Here is a 15,812-nt window from a genome sequence, read left to right as displayed (position 1 = left end):
TGAAACCTATCCGACCAGGTTGTTGAGGTTCACGATCGGCAGCAGGATCGACAGCACAAGTACCATCACGATTCCGCCCATGATCAGCAGTACCGCGGGTTCGACCAGGGCGACCAATGTCGACACAAGCGCGTTCATGTCGTGGGCCTGATCTTCGGCGGCGCGGGTCAGCGTCGCGCCCAGCACGCCCCCCGCCTCTCCGCTGGCGACCATCGCGATCAGCATCGGCGGAAAAACCCGCGCATCGTCCAGAGCGCGAGACAGCGCCGTGCCCTCCTTTACCCGGCTTGCCGCTTCGCTCACCCTGGCGCGGATGTGCAGGTTCGGCGCGGTCTGCGCCGCGGCGGTCAGGGCATCGACCAGCGGCACGCGGCTGACCGTCAGTGTGGCCAGCGTGCCTGAGAATTGAACCGCGTTCGACTTGAGCGTGAAGCCGCGCGTCAGCCGCGATGTCGCCAGCAGCCGGTGCCAGCGCAGACGGATCGCAGGTTGCCGCAACAGTGCAGCGCCCGCAATAACCGCGCCGACCATAACTGCCGCCGCCACCAGGCCCCACCGGTTCACGAAATCGCTGACTGCGATCAGTGACCGTGTGAGCCAAGGCAATTCGGCCCCGCGCGAGGTAAAGACGCGGACGATGTCGGGCACGACAAAGGTCAGCAAGGCGATAATCACCGCCAGAGAAACCACCGCCAGTATCGCCGGGTAGAGCAGAGCGAGTTTTACCGTCTGCCGGTTCTTTGCCTGTGTTTCGACGAAGCCGGACAGATGCTCCATCACCTGACCCAACTGGCCGGAGGTTTCTCCCGCCGCCACGGAGGCGCGGTAGTAGTCGCCGAAGGTCTGGGGGTAATCGCCCAGCGCCTGGGCAAAGCTGCGCCCTTCCAGCACCGCGGCCCGCAGGTTCAGCAGCAACGAAGAGACCACCGGTTGCCGGGTCTGGTCCGCGACGGTCTTGAGGGCCTGTTCCACCCCGATCCCGGAGGCGATGAGCGTGGCAAGCTGCCGGGTGAGGAGGGTCAGGGCCCGGCCCGACACCCGGTTGCGCAAAAAGATCGGCGTGGCGGCTTGCTGACCTGCCACCTTTTTCTGATGCGTCGCATCGACGGAAAGCGGCGAAAGCCCTCTTGCCCGCAATGCGCTGCGCGCACCCGACGCGCTGGCAGCCTCGATCACGCCCTTGGCAGTTTTCCCTTGCGGGTCCAGCGCCTGGTAGGCAAAGGCGGGCATCAGGCCGCGCCTTCCGATGCAATGGCGTCTTCGTGAACAGCGCGGGCGACCTCCTGCGGCGTGGATTGTCCGGCGAGGATCTTCTCGATCCCGTCGGCCAGGATGCCCGGTCCGCGGGCGCGGGCGGCGGCGATCAGCTCGGCCTCGGATCGGCCTTCGTGGATCATCCGTTCAAGCGCGGTGTCGATCTCGATCACCTCGTAGAGCGGCATCCGACCGCGAAAGCCGGTGTCATGACAGTTGTCGCAGCCGGCGCTTCTTGCGATGACCGTGCCGGCGTCCAACTGGCCCGACAGCAGATCGCTTTCCGCCTCTGTTACCGTATGGTCGGCGCTGCAGTCCGGGCAGTTGCGTCTGACCAGCCGCTGCGCGATCAGACCGCGCAACATGGGCGCCAGCAGAAAACGCTCGACCCCCATTTCCACAAGCCGCGCCACGGCACCGATGGCGGTGTTGGTGTGCAGGGTAGAGATCAGCAAATGACCGGTCATTGCACTTTCCACCGCAATCTGTGCGGTTTCGCGGTCTCGGATCTCGCCCACCATGATCACATCGGGGTCTTGGCGCAGGATGGCGCGCAAACCACGGGCAAAGGTCAGGTCGGTCTTGGCATTGACCTGCATCTGACCGACGCCGTCCATCGTGTATTCGATGGGGTCCTCGACGGTCATGATGTTGCGTTGACGATCGTTCAGCATGTCCAGTCCGGCATAAAGTGTCGTCGTCTTGCCCGAACCGGTCGGGCCCGTCACCAGCACCATGCCGTCGGGCCGGGTCAGGATGCGTTTCAGCGCGGCATTGTCCCTCTCGCTCAGGCCCAGGTGGTCGATGCCGCGCAGAGTCTGGCCGCGGTCCAGCAGACGCAGAACGACCCTTTCGCCGAATTGCGATGGAATAGTGGAGATCCGCACATCCAGATCGTATCCCCCCACCCGCAGGGACACGCGCCCGTCCTGCGGCATGCGCTTTTCCGCGATGTCGAGCTTGCCCATTACCTTGATCCTGCTGACAAGCAGCGGAGCAAGCGCGCGCTTGGGGCGGATCACTTCACGCAAAACGCCGTCGATACGGAAGCGGACCAGCAGCCTGCGCTCTTCCGTCTCGATATGAACATCCGACGCTCCTTCCTTTACGGCTTCGAGCAGCAGCGCGTTGATCAGGCGGACGACGGGTGCGTCATCGTTCTGGGCCAATAGGTCATCGACCGAGGCGGCGGTATCTGCAAGCGCGGCGAGGTTGTCGTCCGCGTCAGCGGCCACCTGGGCGGCCTCGGTCGCCGAGTCGCGGTAGATGCCGCCAAGCGCGTCTTCGAATTCGCTGGCCGAAACTTCCTCGAATTTCAGATGCCTGCCGATGACGCGCTGCGCTTCGACCAGAGCCTCGACCGGGGCATCGGCGCGGTAGCGGCAGACCGGCCCATCCGTTTCGGCGGCGAGGACGACGCCCTGTGATTGGGCAAAGCCATAGGCGAGACGGGGCAGGGGCTGTTCGGCTGTCAATTCAGTGTCTCCAGCAGCATCCGGGCCGATACGATGCCGGGCTCAGGTCTGCGGTTGAATTCGGTCGCGGTCACGATGACACCATGCGTCGCCTCGAGGTCGGCCAGCCACAGCAGCACCGTGGCAAAGGGCACGTCATCGACGCTGATCCGCATGCCGTTGCCTTCGGGTTCGAGACGGCGAAGGGGCAGACCGGCATCGGCGGCGGCATCGGTGATACGGGTCGCGATTGGCGTCTGGTCGGTGGAGGGCGGTCGGTCCGGTACCGCCACCGTCATGGCGGCGGTGTCCGCGACCAGCTGATACGTCGCGATGTCATTTGTCAGCCGGTCTCTTGTCGCCGACAGCGGTTTCCAGGCGAAATGCCAGGTTGCCACCACAAGGGCGAGGGGCAGGACCGTAAGGATCAAAACCTGCTCCCGAGCAGATAGCTTTTCGAAACCCGCTTTCATGATGCCCCCTCACTGATCCGAAGCTCCGCCTCGGCCCCGCCATCGCTGGCGCTGGCGGCACCGCTGCGCACGGTAAAACCCTGCGCCTCCAGGTTCTGTTGAACGGCTTGGAGGTCGGTCAACCCACTGCTTTGCACGAGGACAACCATTTCGTCGTTCTGCGTGCTCCACGCCAGCCTGCGAAAGCTCAGCGGTTTGTCGGTTTCCGCCAGTGCAGCGGTGATGCGGGTGAGCAGGGGCAGAAAGGTGCCTCGTTCCGGGGCCTGCGCGCGGGGCGAAAGGCGGGCCAGTATCGGCCCGGCATCAGCGGTCAAGGTGACGCCGGGCAGCCGCTCTGCCACTGCCGCCTGCGCGCGCTGCTGCGCCTCTGCGGCAAGGTTCCGCAACGCCCAGGTATCGGCGGCGAGGAAGACCAGATGGCTCAGCGCCGCGAGGATGCAGATCGCCGCGGCGGACACGCCCAATCGGCGCAGCTGTGTCCGTTTGCGGTTTTGCTGGTCGAAGCTGAAGGCAAGATCGGCGGCATCCGGCGGGGGCGGTGCAGATGACACATCGCGAGCGTCCATTTCCTCCGGTACAGGATCATGCAACGAGGTGACGGAGGGCCGTCCCGCGCGACGCCACAGTAGCGGCAACGCGGATGCGGCAACTGCGAAACCGGCACCCTCTGACGTGCGGACGATGGCGCGTTCGTCCTCTTGCCAGACCGCCCAGTCTGTTTCCCGTGGCCGGGGGATTAGCAGAAAATCCGGCAGCAGCCGCTGCCCCGCCTGCCGGTCAAGGATCTGGCGGTCGCAGACCATCGCAAGGGCCTGACCATCCTTTGTGTCATGCGGCCCCTCGATCACGCGCACGCGGTCGATCGGCACGCCAATTCGTTCTTCCACCGCGAATGTCAGGAGCGCGGGACGCTGCCGGGCCCGGGATTTCGGCAGGCGGACCAGATGCACGCCGACCAATTCCGTCGGCAGCAACCTGATCGGCCCGCCCCGCGATTGCGCGGTTGCGGCACGTTGCTGCAGCTTTGGTCCGATGGCGATCCGGGGGGTGTCGTCCGTATCGTGATCAGGCAGCACCGCAGGTCGCCCGGAGGCGGTGTTGTCGATGCTAATATCCTGATTAGTCACGAATTTTTGCCTTTTAAAGGTTCCCGCTATTGAGATACTATCGTGAAAGCCACGCAATCAGAAGGCAAACAGTTTCATGATGAGCAAGCATTTCGGCAGACTGCGTACCCGGCGCCGCGTTGGACCATCCGCCGCGCCGCCGGATGCGGGTGTCACACTGATCGAGATGATGGTGGTTCTGGTGATCATTGCGCTGGTCGCGGCGATCATCGTGCCCAATGTCGTGGGCCGGCCGGATGAAGCACGCGTTACAGTTGCCCAGACCGATATTCGGGCCATCGCCTCCGCGCTGGAACTCTATCGCCTGGACAACCAGAATTACCCGACCACCGCGCAGGGACTGGAAGCACTTGCAGAACGACCCACCACGCCGCCGGAACCGCGGAACTGGGTGGCGGACGGCTACCTGCCCTCGGTTCCTGTCGATCCTTGGGGAAACGGCTATGTCTACCGGTCGCCGGGTGATACAGGCGGCTTCGATCTGGTGTCGCTCGGCTCTGACGGGGCGCCGGGGGGTGACGGGACTGCCGCAGACATTGTGCACGGTCAGCGGCAGGCGACGAATTGACTGGCCCGCGCCCCTCTGATACGGGCGTGACCCTGGTAGAGGTGCTGGTGGTCCTTGTGCTGATCGGCGTGGTGGCGAGTGCTGTAGCGCTCAGCGTCGGAGCGGGCGGTCGCAACGACGTTTTGGCACGCGAGGGGGATTTGCTGATATCCCGCCTGAACCGCCTGGCGGACGAAGTCGTGCTGCGCGGGACCAGCGCGGCGCTGGTCTGGCGGGATGACGGCTATGCTTTTCAGGTGCGCGAAGGCGACGACTGGGTGCCGCACCCTGTGCCGGTGCTGGCACACCCGCACCGGCTGCCCGCCCGCATGGAGATGCGTATCGGTGAAGAAGGGCGGGGCAGTCTGGTGGTGACGCCCGATCTGTTGCTGCAGGCGGGCGGTCCGGCCCTTGTGGCGCTGGAGGTTGCAGGCGGCGCGCGGGGGGCAATCCTGTTCGACGGCATCACCGCCCGTCGCGTGACCACGCCATGAGCGGCCCGGGGATGGCTGACCGGGGCTTTACCCTGATCGAGGCGCTGGTGGCGATGGCGGTGCTGGCCCTGGGGGCCGTATCGTTGCTTGGTGCCGCCGAAAGCCACACGGCGCGGATCAGCGATGTGACCGACCGCGTTGCCGCGCGCTGGGCGGCGGAATATCATCTGGCCGGGTTGCGGCTGGGTACCGCCGCAGCGGAGGAACGGGCGGAGCTTACTGTTTACGGCATCAGGTTCTTTGTCCGGACCGAACGGTCCGAAACCTCGGACCCCGATTTGCAGCGTGTCACCCTGCGGGCAGGGCGGGAGGATACGGATGCGGTACTGGCAGTGCTCGACGGTTATCTGGATGTGGGGGTGTTGCCATGAAGCTGACCCATCTGCGAATGGCACTGGCCGTGCTGCTGATCTCAAGCGTGGCCGTGGCGGCGGCGCCCGTGTTCTGGCATCTTCGGGGACACCACGCGGTCATTCCCGCACAGTCCCCCCCGCTTCAGCCCGACGTACCGGCCAGGCCGCCGCTGGACCTGGGGCAGACGCTGGCCTTTGCCCCCTTTGGCAGCGCGGCGGTGCCCGAAGCGGAGGCACCCGCGCCGCAGCCCGCGCTTCAGATGACCCTCCTGGGCGTCATCGTGCGCGACGATCCCGCGCGGTCGCTTGCCCTGATCGACGTGCAGGGGCAGGAGGCGAACTACCGCCCCGGGGATGAGCTGGGGGAGGATGCGACCCTGATTTCCGTCGCTTCGGATCGGGTGACGGTGAATGTGTCGGGCACGCCGCGCATCCTGACGTTCGAGGGCGCGGAACGTCCCGAAGAAGATCGGATGCCCACCGGGGCGGAAAGGCTCGCGGCGCTGATGACCTCCGGTCAGGGGGGAACCATCAGCGAACGGGTGGATGCGGCTGCAAAGGCCGAACCGGTTACGACGCAGGACTACATCGACCTGTGGCGGGATCGCATCAGGGCGAACCCGGCTCAGGTGCTTGAGACAATAGGTCTGGTGCCGACGCCAAACGGGTATAGGATCGCGGAAGAGCATGACACGGGCGTCAATCGCGCGGGTCTGCAGGCGGGAGATGTTGTGACAAGTGTGAATGGGCAGTCCATCGGAGATGTGGAAAAGGACCGCGCGCTGTATGATGCGGTGGCCGCATCCGGTGTCGCCCGCATCGAAGTCCAGAGGAACGGCCGAACTATCGTGATGTCGTTTCCACTGGAATGACAGTCTTGCGCCCCCTGATCGTCTTTGCGCTGACGCTGCTTCTGGCGCTTCCTGCCCGCGCGCAGGATGACGAAACCTTTGTGATCAACCTGCGGGACGCCGAGATTTCGGTCCTTGTCGAACAGATCTCCGAGATCACGGGTCGGACGCTGGTTCTGGACCCGGGCCTGACCGGAGACGTCACCGTCGTCTCGGCAGAGGCGCTCGACCGAGAAGGGGTCTGGTCGCTGTTCCAGTCCATCCTTCGGGTGCGGGGGTTCGTCGCCGTGCAGGCAGGAACGATCTGGCAGGTCGTGCCGGAAGGAGAGGCACGCACCGTCAGCGGCCCGACTCAGGAGGAAACCCCGTCTGCCGGAGAGCAGGATTTCGTCACCGTGATGCTACGGCTCAACCGGCTGCCCTCGGCAGAGGCGGTCCGGGTGCTGCGACCGCTGATCGCCGAGAGCGGCTATATCGAGGCGGTGGAGGACCCGAACGCGGTCGTGATCACCGATACCCGCGCCAACGTGGACCGTATCACCGCCATTGCACAAAGCTTTGACGGCGACGTTCAGGTGCGGGCCGAGGTGATCCGCTTTCGTTCTGCCGATGCGGGAACGGTGGGCAATGCCATTCTCGAAGTGCTGGGACCCGCCGGCACCGGTGCGCGGCTGTCGGTTGATACCGGGTCGAACCTGCTTCTGGTCCGCGGCACACCCTCTGACATCGCGGAGATCCGCGATCTGGCGATGGCCATGGATGTGACACCGCGGAACGATCCGCGTGCAAGCGTCGCGACCACCGTGTTCAATTTGCAGTACGGCGATGCGGCGATCATCACCGAGATCGTCAAGGGCAGCCTGGGCGACGTAACCGAAGTGACCGATGTGACAAACCCGGTTGCCGAGGATCAGGGCGAGGCCGAAGAGGTCGCCGGTGGCCGGTTCGTGGCGCTGGACCGCGCGTCCGACCCCGAGCCCGTGACCATTACCGCATCGGTCGAAACGAATTCCATCATCGTGCGCGGGACGGCCCGTCAGGTGCAGGAGGTCGGGCAGCTGATCAAGGCGCTCGATGTGCGGCGCCCGCAGGTCATGATCGAGGCGGCCATCGTCGAGGTCTCGGGCGAGGTTGCCGAGCGGTTGGGCGTGCAGCTGGGTCTTGGGCCGAACATTCCCAGCGGCGGCATCGCGGCGACATCCTTCAACAATGGCGGCGGCGCGTCGCTGGGCGCGATCCTGTCGGCGGTCGGCGTGCCGCAGGGGTCTGCCCTGTCGACAGGATTGTCGATCGGCGCGGGCGGCAATGACTTCGGCATATTGGTGCAGGCATTGGCCCAGTCGACCCGCGCGCGATTGTTGTCCACCCCATCGGTCACGACGCTGGACAACGAACCGGCAACCATCGTTGTGGGGCAGAACGTGCCTTTCCGGACAGGCACATTCGCAACCGATGGCAACACGGTCAGTCCCTTCACCACCATTGAACGGCGGGATGTGGGCATCACCATGAACGTGGTGCCACGCATCACCGCCGGTGGCGTGGTGCAGCTGACCATCGAGCAAGAGATATCGAACCTTCTCGGCACCAACGTGGAAGGGGCCGCCGACCTGATCACGAACCGCCGTGTGATCAACACGACCGTCATGGCGGACAATCGCGGTACTGTTGTACTGGGCGGGTTGATCACTGACGACCGTACCAACGGCACCAGCAAGGTGCCGGGTTTGGGGGACATTCCCGTGGTCGGGGAATTGTTCAAATCGCGCAACGCCCGCAACACGCAGCGCACCTTGTTCGTGTTCCTGCGCCCCACCATCCTGCGCAACAAGCACGATGTGCAGACTGCCGCGCAAAGCCGGTATCAACGGCTGAAGTCCGCGGATGTGACCGAACCGCCCAAGACCATCCTCAAGCAGCAGAAGGTCCGCCAGCTGCCGCTGGAGATCGAGGGACTTTACTGAAGTTACGGCGCTGGCGGATCAGTAGATCGCCATATAGCGGATGATGATCGGCGTCAGGGTGATCAGGAACAGCGCGGGCAGCATCAGCACCGACATCACGCCGGACATCTGCACCGGCAGCTTGTTGGCCTTTTCCTGCGCTGCAAGTTCGCGCATCTGCCGCATCTCGATGGCATAGGTCTTGAGCGCGACTGTCAGGCTGGTGCCGAACTGCAAGGACTGGGCGATGACGAGGGCAAAGGAACGCGCCTCGTCGATGCCCATCCGTTCAGCCATGTCGAACAGGGCGCTTTCGCGGTCGCGTCCGGCCTGGATTTCCAGTTGCAGCAAAAGGAACTCATATGCGATTTCCGGCGTCACCCGGCCCAGCTCGTTTCCAACCCGGTTGATCGCGGCGTCAAATCCCAGACCGGCTTCGACGGAGATCTGCACGAGGTCAAGCGCGTTCGGAAATGCCTTGGAAATCTTGTCCTTGCGCGCTTTGATCCTGGAGTAGAGCCAGAAGCCCGGCCCGTAGAACCCAATACCGGCACCGATGGCCGCGATCTGAAGCAGGCGCAGTCTGGACGTGGCTTCGACCTTATCGGCGAGGATCGCGGGCAGCAGGCCAGCCTGTGCCAGAAAGACTGCGGAGAAAACCGCCAACGGCGGAAAAAGCGCCAGGCACAGTCGCACGAGAAAAAAGATCTCGACCGAATCGGCGCGGTCAAAGCCCGCCTTGGCCAGCTGAAACCGGATCTGCGCGCGCTCCGACGGGTCCTCCGGGATCAGCGCCTTCTTCAACCCGCGAGGGGCGGATTCGCGGCCCTTTGTCAGGGTCGATCGACCGTCGTTCATCGCGACGGACAATGCGCGCATCCGGGAAGCGGAATGGTCGCGGGTCTGCACGAAACCCACAGCGGCGAAGAGCAGCATCGCAAAGGCCGCCAGCGCCGCAAACAGGATCAGCGTCTGCGGCGAGGCATAGAGCGTGGCGTCAGTGAGAAGAGAGGCGGAATGCATGGAGAGCCCTAGATCTTGAAGGTTACAAGCTTGCGCAGGGCAAGGAAATTAGCCACGATCAGCAGGATGATCGTGATCGCGATGGGCTGGTACATCGGGTCATCGCTGATTGCGCCGTAGTAGTCCGGCGCGGTGTATGACGTGATCACGTAAATCAGCACCGGAAGTGCGGAGAGCACGTAAGCCGACATGCGCCCTTCGGACGAAATCGCCCGCACCCGTCGCCGCATGACGATCCGGTCGCGCACCACCTTGGACAACGTCCCCAGCATGTCGGCCAGATTGCCGCCAGTGCCGTGCTGGATGCGGATGGACACGGCCAGATACTCGACATCCTCCTGGCCCACCCGATCCGCGAAATCGGTGAAGGCGTCGGTCAGGTAATCACCGTGACTGATCTGCTCTGCCAGCTGGCGAAACTCGGCGCCGATCGGGTCCGCCATTGTGCGTCCCACGTTGGAGATCGTGGCGCTGACAGGGTGGCCGATGCGCAGGCCCCGCATCATCAGGTCCAGCGCGTCGGGCAGCTGTTGGGTCAGCGCATCTACCCTTTTGGCATGGCGCTTCTGGAGGAAGGATTTCACCAGCCAGACTGCGATGACGACGCCTGCCGGATAGGCGATCATCGGGCTAATCCGCAAGGAAATCGCTATCCCAAGACCGAGGGCGAGCAGGGCCACGGTCAGGAGGATCAGCGGCTCTCTGCCTTGGAATCCGGCGCGACGCACCAGAAGGGCCGGGTCGCCGACAAAGGGCACCCTGAGACCTGTCGCCCTCTGAACCTGCTTGCGCACCATTGCCTCTGCAATGCCGTGGCCGGTCTGCGGTCGCATCCCCTTCAGCCGCTTGGCCGCTGTCCGTTCCTGCCGGTTTTCCGGAGCGAAGATCATCCGGATTGCCACGACCGCGAGCATCAGCAAGCCCGCGCCCGCGAGAAACCAGATCAGGGAAAGGGACGTGTCGCTGGGCATCAGGCGACTTCTTCCATCATCGAGAACGCGTCGCTGGCCAGATCGACCCCTGACGACATCAACGCCTCGAAGCAGTGTGGGCGTATGCCGGTGGCCATCATCCGGCCCCTGACATTGCCGTCGTCGTCGACGCCCATCTTCTTGAATACGAAGATGTCCTGCATCATCACGGTGTCGCCTTCCAGGCCGACGATCTCCGAAATGCTGGTCACTTTGCGGCGCCCGTCCGACAGGCGGTTGAGCTGCAGCACCAGTTGCAGGCCCGCGGCCACCTGCGAGCGGACCGCCTGCATAGGGAAATCCCCGCCGATCATCGTGACCATCTGTTCCAGGCGGCTGATCGCGTCGCGGGCGGTATTGGCGTGGATCGTGGTCATGGACCCGTCGTGACCGGTGTTCATCGCCTGCAACATGTCAAAGGCTTCGTTGCCGCGTACTTCGCCCACCATGATCCGGTCGGGGCGCATCCGCAGAGCGTTGATCAGCAGGTCGCGCTGGGTGATGCGGCCCTTGCCTTCGGCATTTGCCGGGCGCGTTTCAAGCCGGACGACGTGCTCTTGCTGCAGCTGAAGCTCGGCGGCGTCCTCGATCGTGACCATGCGGTGTCGGGGGTCGATGAAGGCTGACAATGCGTTCAACATGGTTGTCTTGCCGGACCCGGTGCCGCCGGAAATCAGGATGTTCATCCGGCCCCTCACCGCCGCTTCGAGAAACTTCGCCGCGGGTTTGGACAGGGCGTTATGCTCCAGCAGCTTATCCATGTGCAGCGGGGTGCGCGAGAATTTTCGGATCGACAGGCTGGGCCCGTCGATGGCGCAGGGGCGGATGATCGCGTTCACACGGCTGCCGTCCTCAAGCCGGGCATCGACCCAGGGCTGGCTTTCGTCGATGCGGCGACCGACGCTCGACACGATCTTGTCGATGATGCGCAGCAGGTGGCGTTCGTCGCGGAAATGAACATTCGTCCGCTCCAGCAAACCGCGGCGCTCGACAAAGACCTTGTCGGTGCCGTTCACCAGAATATCGCTGATCGTGGGGTCCGCGAGCAGCGGTTCCAGCGGGCCAAGACCCAGCACTTCGTCCAGCAGTTCGTCCATCAGCGTCTGGAACACGACCGACGGCAGCTGCTGGCCCCGGTCCTGAAAATACTGCGCGGCAAGTGTGGCAATCTCGCGCCGCAGATCTTCCTTGCTGACCTTTTCCAGGACCGTCAGGTTCAACTGTTCCAGCAACAGGGTGTGAAGTTCGCTTTTCAGGCTGCTATCGGGACCACCGGCAGGCGAGGCAGCGGGCGGCGCTTCGGGCTTCGGCGCGGGGCGATGTCCGGGATGCTCCTGCACAGTGGTTTGTGCCGGGGCGGGCACCGTTCTTGCGGGTCTGTTGGCGTTGAAGGACTTGAACATACGCTTACCCTCTCGCTGCGCTGGCAAAGAGTGTCTTTTTCAGCGCAACCATTGCGCGCGCCGGGCCCGACCTTTTGCCGCTGATGATCACCGGCCTGCCAAGGTCGACCGCGCGTTTCGTCGCCCGTGCATCTGCCGGGATCCAATGGATCAGCGGACGACCGATGAGCTGGGCCGCCTCCTTGTGGGCCTCTGTCGTGACCAGGGGTTTCTTTTCGAAGTTCATTACAACCTTGATCGGCAATGTCATGTGCTCTTCGGCGATCAGGTCGATCAGCCGCCGCGTCCGCCGGACGGACGGCAACGACATGTCGCTGACCACCAGGACCCGCGATGCATTGGCCAGCACCGGGTCCATCCAATCCACGATGGTCTGGGGCATGTCGATGACGATGTTGTCGTAGCGCGTTTTGAGCGCGGAGATCAGCGTGACCATGTCCTGGGGTGAAATCGCGGACAGGGGCGCAAACACATCCGGCGCGGTCAGGACGTCCAAACCGCTGGCGTGTCGCGCCATGGCGTCGTCGAGAAAGGCTGCATCGGGGATCACGTCGCCCCGGACGAAGCGGGTCGCCTGGTCCGAATCCGGCAGGTCCAGCATCAGGGCAATGGCGCCGTTCTGAATATCCAGATCGACCAGGGCGGTGCTGCCCGGTTTCGACTCCTGCGCGATCGCTGCGGCCAGGTTCACGGCCACGGTGGAGGCACCTGCACCGCCGCGCGCCCGCAGCATCACTGTCACATCGCCGTGGCCTGCGGCGACCATGTCGCCGTCGTTGCGGATCTCTTCCGGCAGGGTCGTTTCCGGGCCGGTCGCGGGTGACGGGATGTCGCGCGGCGGTTCCTGCGGTGCGCGTTCTGCATGGTCTGCGGACTGCCCCGGTTTCACCACCAGCATGTCATGCACGCCGCAGTCCAGCATCGCGTTGCGGATGTCGTCGGGCAGAGGGCGGGTTGAAACGGCGATGAACTGCGGACAGGTCAGCATGTCCTCGACCCGTTTCAGGGCTGCAAAGTCGGCTTCGGCGTCAGTGCCGACCTCGAAGGCGATGATGTCGATCCGGTCCAGTTCCAGGTCGTCGGACATCAGCACGTCTGCCAGCGGGCCGTGTACCACTGTCCCCGCGACGCTGGGGTCCTGGCCCATTTCGTCACTCAGATGGCGGCCAAGCTCGGGGTTCTGTACCGCGATGATGACATTGGTGCGCGGGGCCGTATCCCGGCGGTCCTGCGCCGCGATCGCCGCGGCAACCTGCTTTTCTATGTCTTGAAGGGCAATGGTCATGCGGATGTCCTAGTTGATGGTTTCGGCAGGCAACGAGGCGCTCATGGCGGGAAAGGTGAACCCTTCGCCCAGTGTGCTGCCCTTTGAGTTGCTGGCGAAATCCGCCAGCGCACCGAGAGGGGAGATGAAATCGAAACGCAACGACACGAGCTCCACGGTCACGACCGGCACATATGCGGCGGCGACGCGGTTCAGGCTTTGATCGAAGCTATAGGAAAACCGCAGGTTTTCCGGGCGGGCGGTGTTCGGCAGCAGCGGGCGGACGCGGTCCCAGATGAAGGCGGCGGTGGCATTGTCGGTCGTGCCTGTGCAGGACACGACACCAACGTCCTGACACAGGCCGTTTCTTGCCTCGCAGGAGGTACCGTTCGGCAGGTCCAGCGAGACGACCCCGATCAGGCCGCGCTGGTTGACGCGCGCCACGTCAGGGCAGGCGGGTGCGCGCACGACAGCCATCCTGACGGCTTTTTCCGTCGCCTTTTCCGCCATCACATTCGAAAACCCCAGGCGGGCAAAGTCGATCAGCGTGAAGATCATGAAAATGAAGATGCTGAGCACCACGGCGAATTCGACCAGCGTCGCGCCATCCTCATCTCGGGCGAACCGGGGCAGGTTTATGCATGCACGGCGTTTCACAGGCCCAGAATCCTCGTGCTGTCGGTCACATTCGTGCTGACGGAGGTCGCATCGACGCCCGCCAGGCTGAACAGCGATGCGAAGGGCACCCCGATCTGCAGGCTGGCGCTTACGGTGGCCACGCCGGTAGCCCCGCCGCGCAGACCGGAATTGCGGCAGGACAGGCTGGCGCTGACACCGCTGACCGACACGGCGCGCGGAAAAACGCCCTCGCCTGACTGGCTGGTGCGGACAATCTCGGTCAACTTGTCGTTCCAGACAGTGACCGACCCGCCGTTCTGGCAGATGTCGCGGTCCACAACCCGGCTGAGATAACGGGTGGCGTCCCGGACACCCGTAATGGTGGTCTGGTAGGACCAGTAGGTCCGGGTGCCTTCGACGCAAAGCCCGACAAAGAGCAGCAGCGTCGGGAGAAGCATGCCGAATTCTACCAGCGCCGCGCCGCTTTCGTCCCGCCAGAAGATGAGCGATCGGGCTGTCATTCGACCAACCTCACCACATCCACCACTTCCGTATCCAGGTTGCCGCCGCCGCAGTCGCCGCCGAGACAGGCGGTAATCTCTACGTTCAGCAGGCCATTCTCGGCAGGGCCTAGGGTAAACACTTCAAAGAACTGCTGTACCGGGGGCACGGTGACGGCGGCATCCAGTTCAGCCGACAGGCAGTCGATCCCGGCAACCACCATCAGGCGGCGCTTGATGTCCTTGTTGGGCTGAGGCGCGCACATCGCCGGTTCGGAAACGACACCACCCAGCAGGCCGCCTACGGCACCCAGCAGGGGTTCAGATTCGGCCGCGATGGCGGCGTCGATCTCGGCCTGATAAAATTCAAAGCGGGTCCGCGCCTCGGGGTGCGGGTCTTCGCCGTCGTAATGCGCCTCGATATAGGCGGCGCGACCGGCTTCCCACACGCCATTTCCCTTGACCGAACAGCCGCCGCTGACCAAGCAGTCGTCTGTGGGCAGGCCGATTTCGTCATTGCCCAGGTTCAGCAGGTCGCCAATCGGCAGGCAAAGGCCGGTGGCGCCCAGAAGGCCGGTGAGGATGTTCGGTGCGGCGCTGAAGTCGGGGTTGTTGGCAAAGCCCGAGGCGATCCCGCGAAATTTGCCAAAGCGTGTGTTGATGGCGTTGCTCAGGTCGCTGCCCGAGACATCGGCAGTAAGGTGCAGTCCGCCGCCACCGGCGCAGGCGGTTTCGGGCTGACGCGCGGCCAGAAGGCAAGCGTTCAGGCTGCGGCCCAGAAGGCCCGCGCATACTTCCAGCCCATCCAGAGAATCGGTCAGGGTATGGACGGCACGCAGTTGTCCGGGGATCAGCTGGCTGAGGTTCACGTCCAGCTTGAGCTCCAGCGTCTTGCCGATGTTCGACGCGGCGTCGAAGTCGACCGAGGGCAGGCACATGGCCACCGGTGCCACATTGCAGGCCTCAAGCGAGAAGCCCGAAACGGCGCTGGCAGACACAGTGCTGTCCGGGGTCTCTTCGCCGGTAAGGGAGCTGAATGCGGCCGTCACGGCGGCCCTGACATCGCGGTCGCGGATGCGTGTCTCGACGAAACGGGCCGCGTGGCTGTTGGTGGTTTCCAGTGCGGCGGCGCGCCGAAATTTACCGTCGGAGTCGGGCTTGTAGAACACCAGTGTCACATCGTTGGCGAAATCGAGCGCCCGCGCGCCATCGGCAAATGTTTGTGAATCGGTGATCAACCCCGCGGCGGCAGAGGTCGCCCGGTTGATCGAGTCGGATTTGCCGTCAAGCTCTGCCGCGGCGGCCAGGCTGACGCTGTCGGCGTAGGATTGCAGCTCAGACTGTGTGGCAGCCATGCGACCCGTATCAAAGATCAGGCCGAAAAATCCCAGAACCATGACCACGCAAGCGGCCCAGAGCAGAAGGACACCGCCATGCTCGTCCTTGCCGAAATCATTGAGTGCCGCTGTGGGAAGCATTGGGATACCTGTACTAAATCGTTAAACATTCCTTGCGGAGGGGCGAGCAGCGCCAACCG

At 64.1% G+C, this 15,812-nt stretch carries 16 protein-coding genes; 5 read left to right on the top strand and 11 right to left on the bottom strand.

Annotation, left to right across the window (positions count from 1 at the left end):
* Positions 1–6: 6 nt before the first annotated feature.
* From FIU94_RS04630 to gspL, 4 genes are read right to left on the bottom strand one after another with little or no spacing between them, the layout of a single operon-like run.
* Positions 7–1,230: a type II secretion system F family protein gene (locus tag FIU94_RS04630; RefSeq protein ID WP_152464659.1), complete on the bottom strand. Its 1,224-nt coding sequence runs from the start codon at positions 1,228–1,230 to the stop codon at positions 7–9.
* Positions 1,230–2,729: a GspE/PulE family protein gene (locus tag FIU94_RS04625; RefSeq protein ID WP_172975848.1), complete on the bottom strand. Its 1,500-nt coding sequence runs from the start codon at positions 2,727–2,729 to the stop codon at positions 1,230–1,232. The genes FIU94_RS04630 and FIU94_RS04625 overlap by 1 nt, the downstream gene beginning before the upstream one ends.
* Positions 2,726–3,181: a type II secretion system protein GspM gene (gene gspM, locus FIU94_RS04620; protein WP_152464657.1), complete on the bottom strand. Its 456-nt coding sequence runs from the start codon at positions 3,179–3,181 to the stop codon at positions 2,726–2,728. Before gspM ends, FIU94_RS04625 begins: the two co-directional genes overlap by 4 nt.
* Positions 3,178–4,308: a type II secretion system protein GspL gene (gspL, locus tag FIU94_RS04615; protein WP_172975846.1), complete on the bottom strand. Its 1,131-nt coding sequence runs from the start codon at positions 4,306–4,308 to the stop codon at positions 3,178–3,180. Before gspL ends, gspM begins: the two co-directional genes overlap by 4 nt.
* 76 nt (positions 4,309–4,384) lie before the next feature.
* On the opposite strand from gspL, the gene gspG reads away from it, so the two are divergent.
* The 5 genes from gspG to gspD are packed head-to-tail and all read left to right on the top strand — an operon-like array spanning position 4,385 to position 8,517.
* Positions 4,385–4,876 (top strand): type II secretion system major pseudopilin GspG, encoded by a 492-nt coding sequence (gspG, locus tag FIU94_RS04610; protein WP_302848712.1) that lies wholly within the window; start codon positions 4,385–4,387, stop codon positions 4,874–4,876.
* The gene (locus tag FIU94_RS04605; protein WP_152464655.1) at positions 4,873–5,349 is read left to right on the top strand and encodes a prepilin-type N-terminal cleavage/methylation domain-containing protein; all 477 of its coding nucleotides are present in this window, start codon (positions 4,873–4,875) and stop codon (positions 5,347–5,349) included. The genes gspG and FIU94_RS04605 overlap by 4 nt, the downstream gene beginning before the upstream one ends.
* Entirely contained in the window at positions 5,346–5,720 is a 375-nt protein-coding gene (gspI, locus tag FIU94_RS04600) for a type II secretion system minor pseudopilin GspI (RefSeq protein WP_152464654.1), read from the top strand. Before FIU94_RS04605 ends, gspI begins: the two co-directional genes overlap by 4 nt.
* Positions 5,717–6,574, top strand: coding sequence for a type II secretion system protein N (locus FIU94_RS04595; protein WP_152464653.1), 858 nt, complete (start codon positions 5,717–5,719; stop codon positions 6,572–6,574). Before gspI ends, FIU94_RS04595 begins: the two co-directional genes overlap by 4 nt.
* The gene (gene gspD, locus FIU94_RS04590) at positions 6,571–8,517 is read left to right on the top strand and encodes a type II secretion system secretin GspD (protein WP_152464652.1); all 1,947 of its coding nucleotides are present in this window, start codon (positions 6,571–6,573) and stop codon (positions 8,515–8,517) included. The genes FIU94_RS04595 and gspD overlap by 4 nt, the downstream gene beginning before the upstream one ends.
* A gap of 18 nt (positions 8,518–8,535) precedes the next feature.
* Here the strand turns inward: gspD and FIU94_RS04585 are convergent, their stop codons facing one another.
* The 7 genes from FIU94_RS04585 to FIU94_RS04560 are packed head-to-tail and all read right to left on the bottom strand — an operon-like array spanning position 8,536 to position 15,753.
* Positions 8,536–9,519 (bottom strand): type II secretion system F family protein, encoded by a 984-nt coding sequence (locus FIU94_RS04585; RefSeq protein ID WP_152464651.1) that lies wholly within the window; start codon positions 9,517–9,519, stop codon positions 8,536–8,538.
* Between the two features lie 8 nt (positions 9,520–9,527).
* Complete coding sequence (locus FIU94_RS04580) at positions 9,528–10,490, bottom strand: type II secretion system F family protein (RefSeq protein ID WP_152464650.1); 963 nt, start codon at positions 10,488–10,490, stop codon at positions 9,528–9,530.
* Complete coding sequence (locus FIU94_RS04575; RefSeq protein ID WP_152464649.1) at positions 10,490–11,893, bottom strand: CpaF family protein; 1,404 nt, start codon at positions 11,891–11,893, stop codon at positions 10,490–10,492. Before FIU94_RS04575 ends, FIU94_RS04580 begins: the two co-directional genes overlap by 1 nt.
* A 4-nt stretch (positions 11,894–11,897) precedes the next feature.
* Positions 11,898–13,178 (bottom strand): AAA family ATPase, encoded by a 1,281-nt coding sequence (locus FIU94_RS04570; RefSeq protein WP_152464648.1) that lies wholly within the window; start codon positions 13,176–13,178, stop codon positions 11,898–11,900.
* Positions 13,179–13,187: 9 nt separating this feature from the next.
* Positions 13,188–13,814 (bottom strand): TadE/TadG family type IV pilus assembly protein, encoded by a 627-nt coding sequence (locus FIU94_RS20845; RefSeq protein ID WP_172975845.1) that lies wholly within the window; start codon positions 13,812–13,814, stop codon positions 13,188–13,190.
* Positions 13,811–14,296 carry a TadE/TadG family type IV pilus assembly protein gene (locus tag FIU94_RS20840; protein ID WP_172975844.1) on the bottom strand — a complete coding sequence of 162 codons (486 nt, stop codon included), beginning with the start codon at positions 14,294–14,296 and terminating at the stop codon, positions 13,811–13,813. Before FIU94_RS20840 ends, FIU94_RS20845 begins: the two co-directional genes overlap by 4 nt.
* Positions 14,293–15,753, bottom strand: coding sequence for a Tad domain-containing protein (locus FIU94_RS04560; protein WP_152464646.1), 1,461 nt, complete (start codon positions 15,751–15,753; stop codon positions 14,293–14,295). The genes FIU94_RS20840 and FIU94_RS04560 overlap by 4 nt, the downstream gene beginning before the upstream one ends.
* Between the last annotated feature and the right edge of the window lie 59 nt (positions 15,754–15,812).

Source organism: Sulfitobacter sp. THAF37, assembly GCF_009363555.1.
Classification (GTDB): Bacteria; Pseudomonadota; Alphaproteobacteria; order Rhodobacterales; family Rhodobacteraceae; genus Sulfitobacter.
Note: the sequence above shows the minus strand (reverse complement) of the source record. Positions and strands in the feature narration are given on the sequence as shown.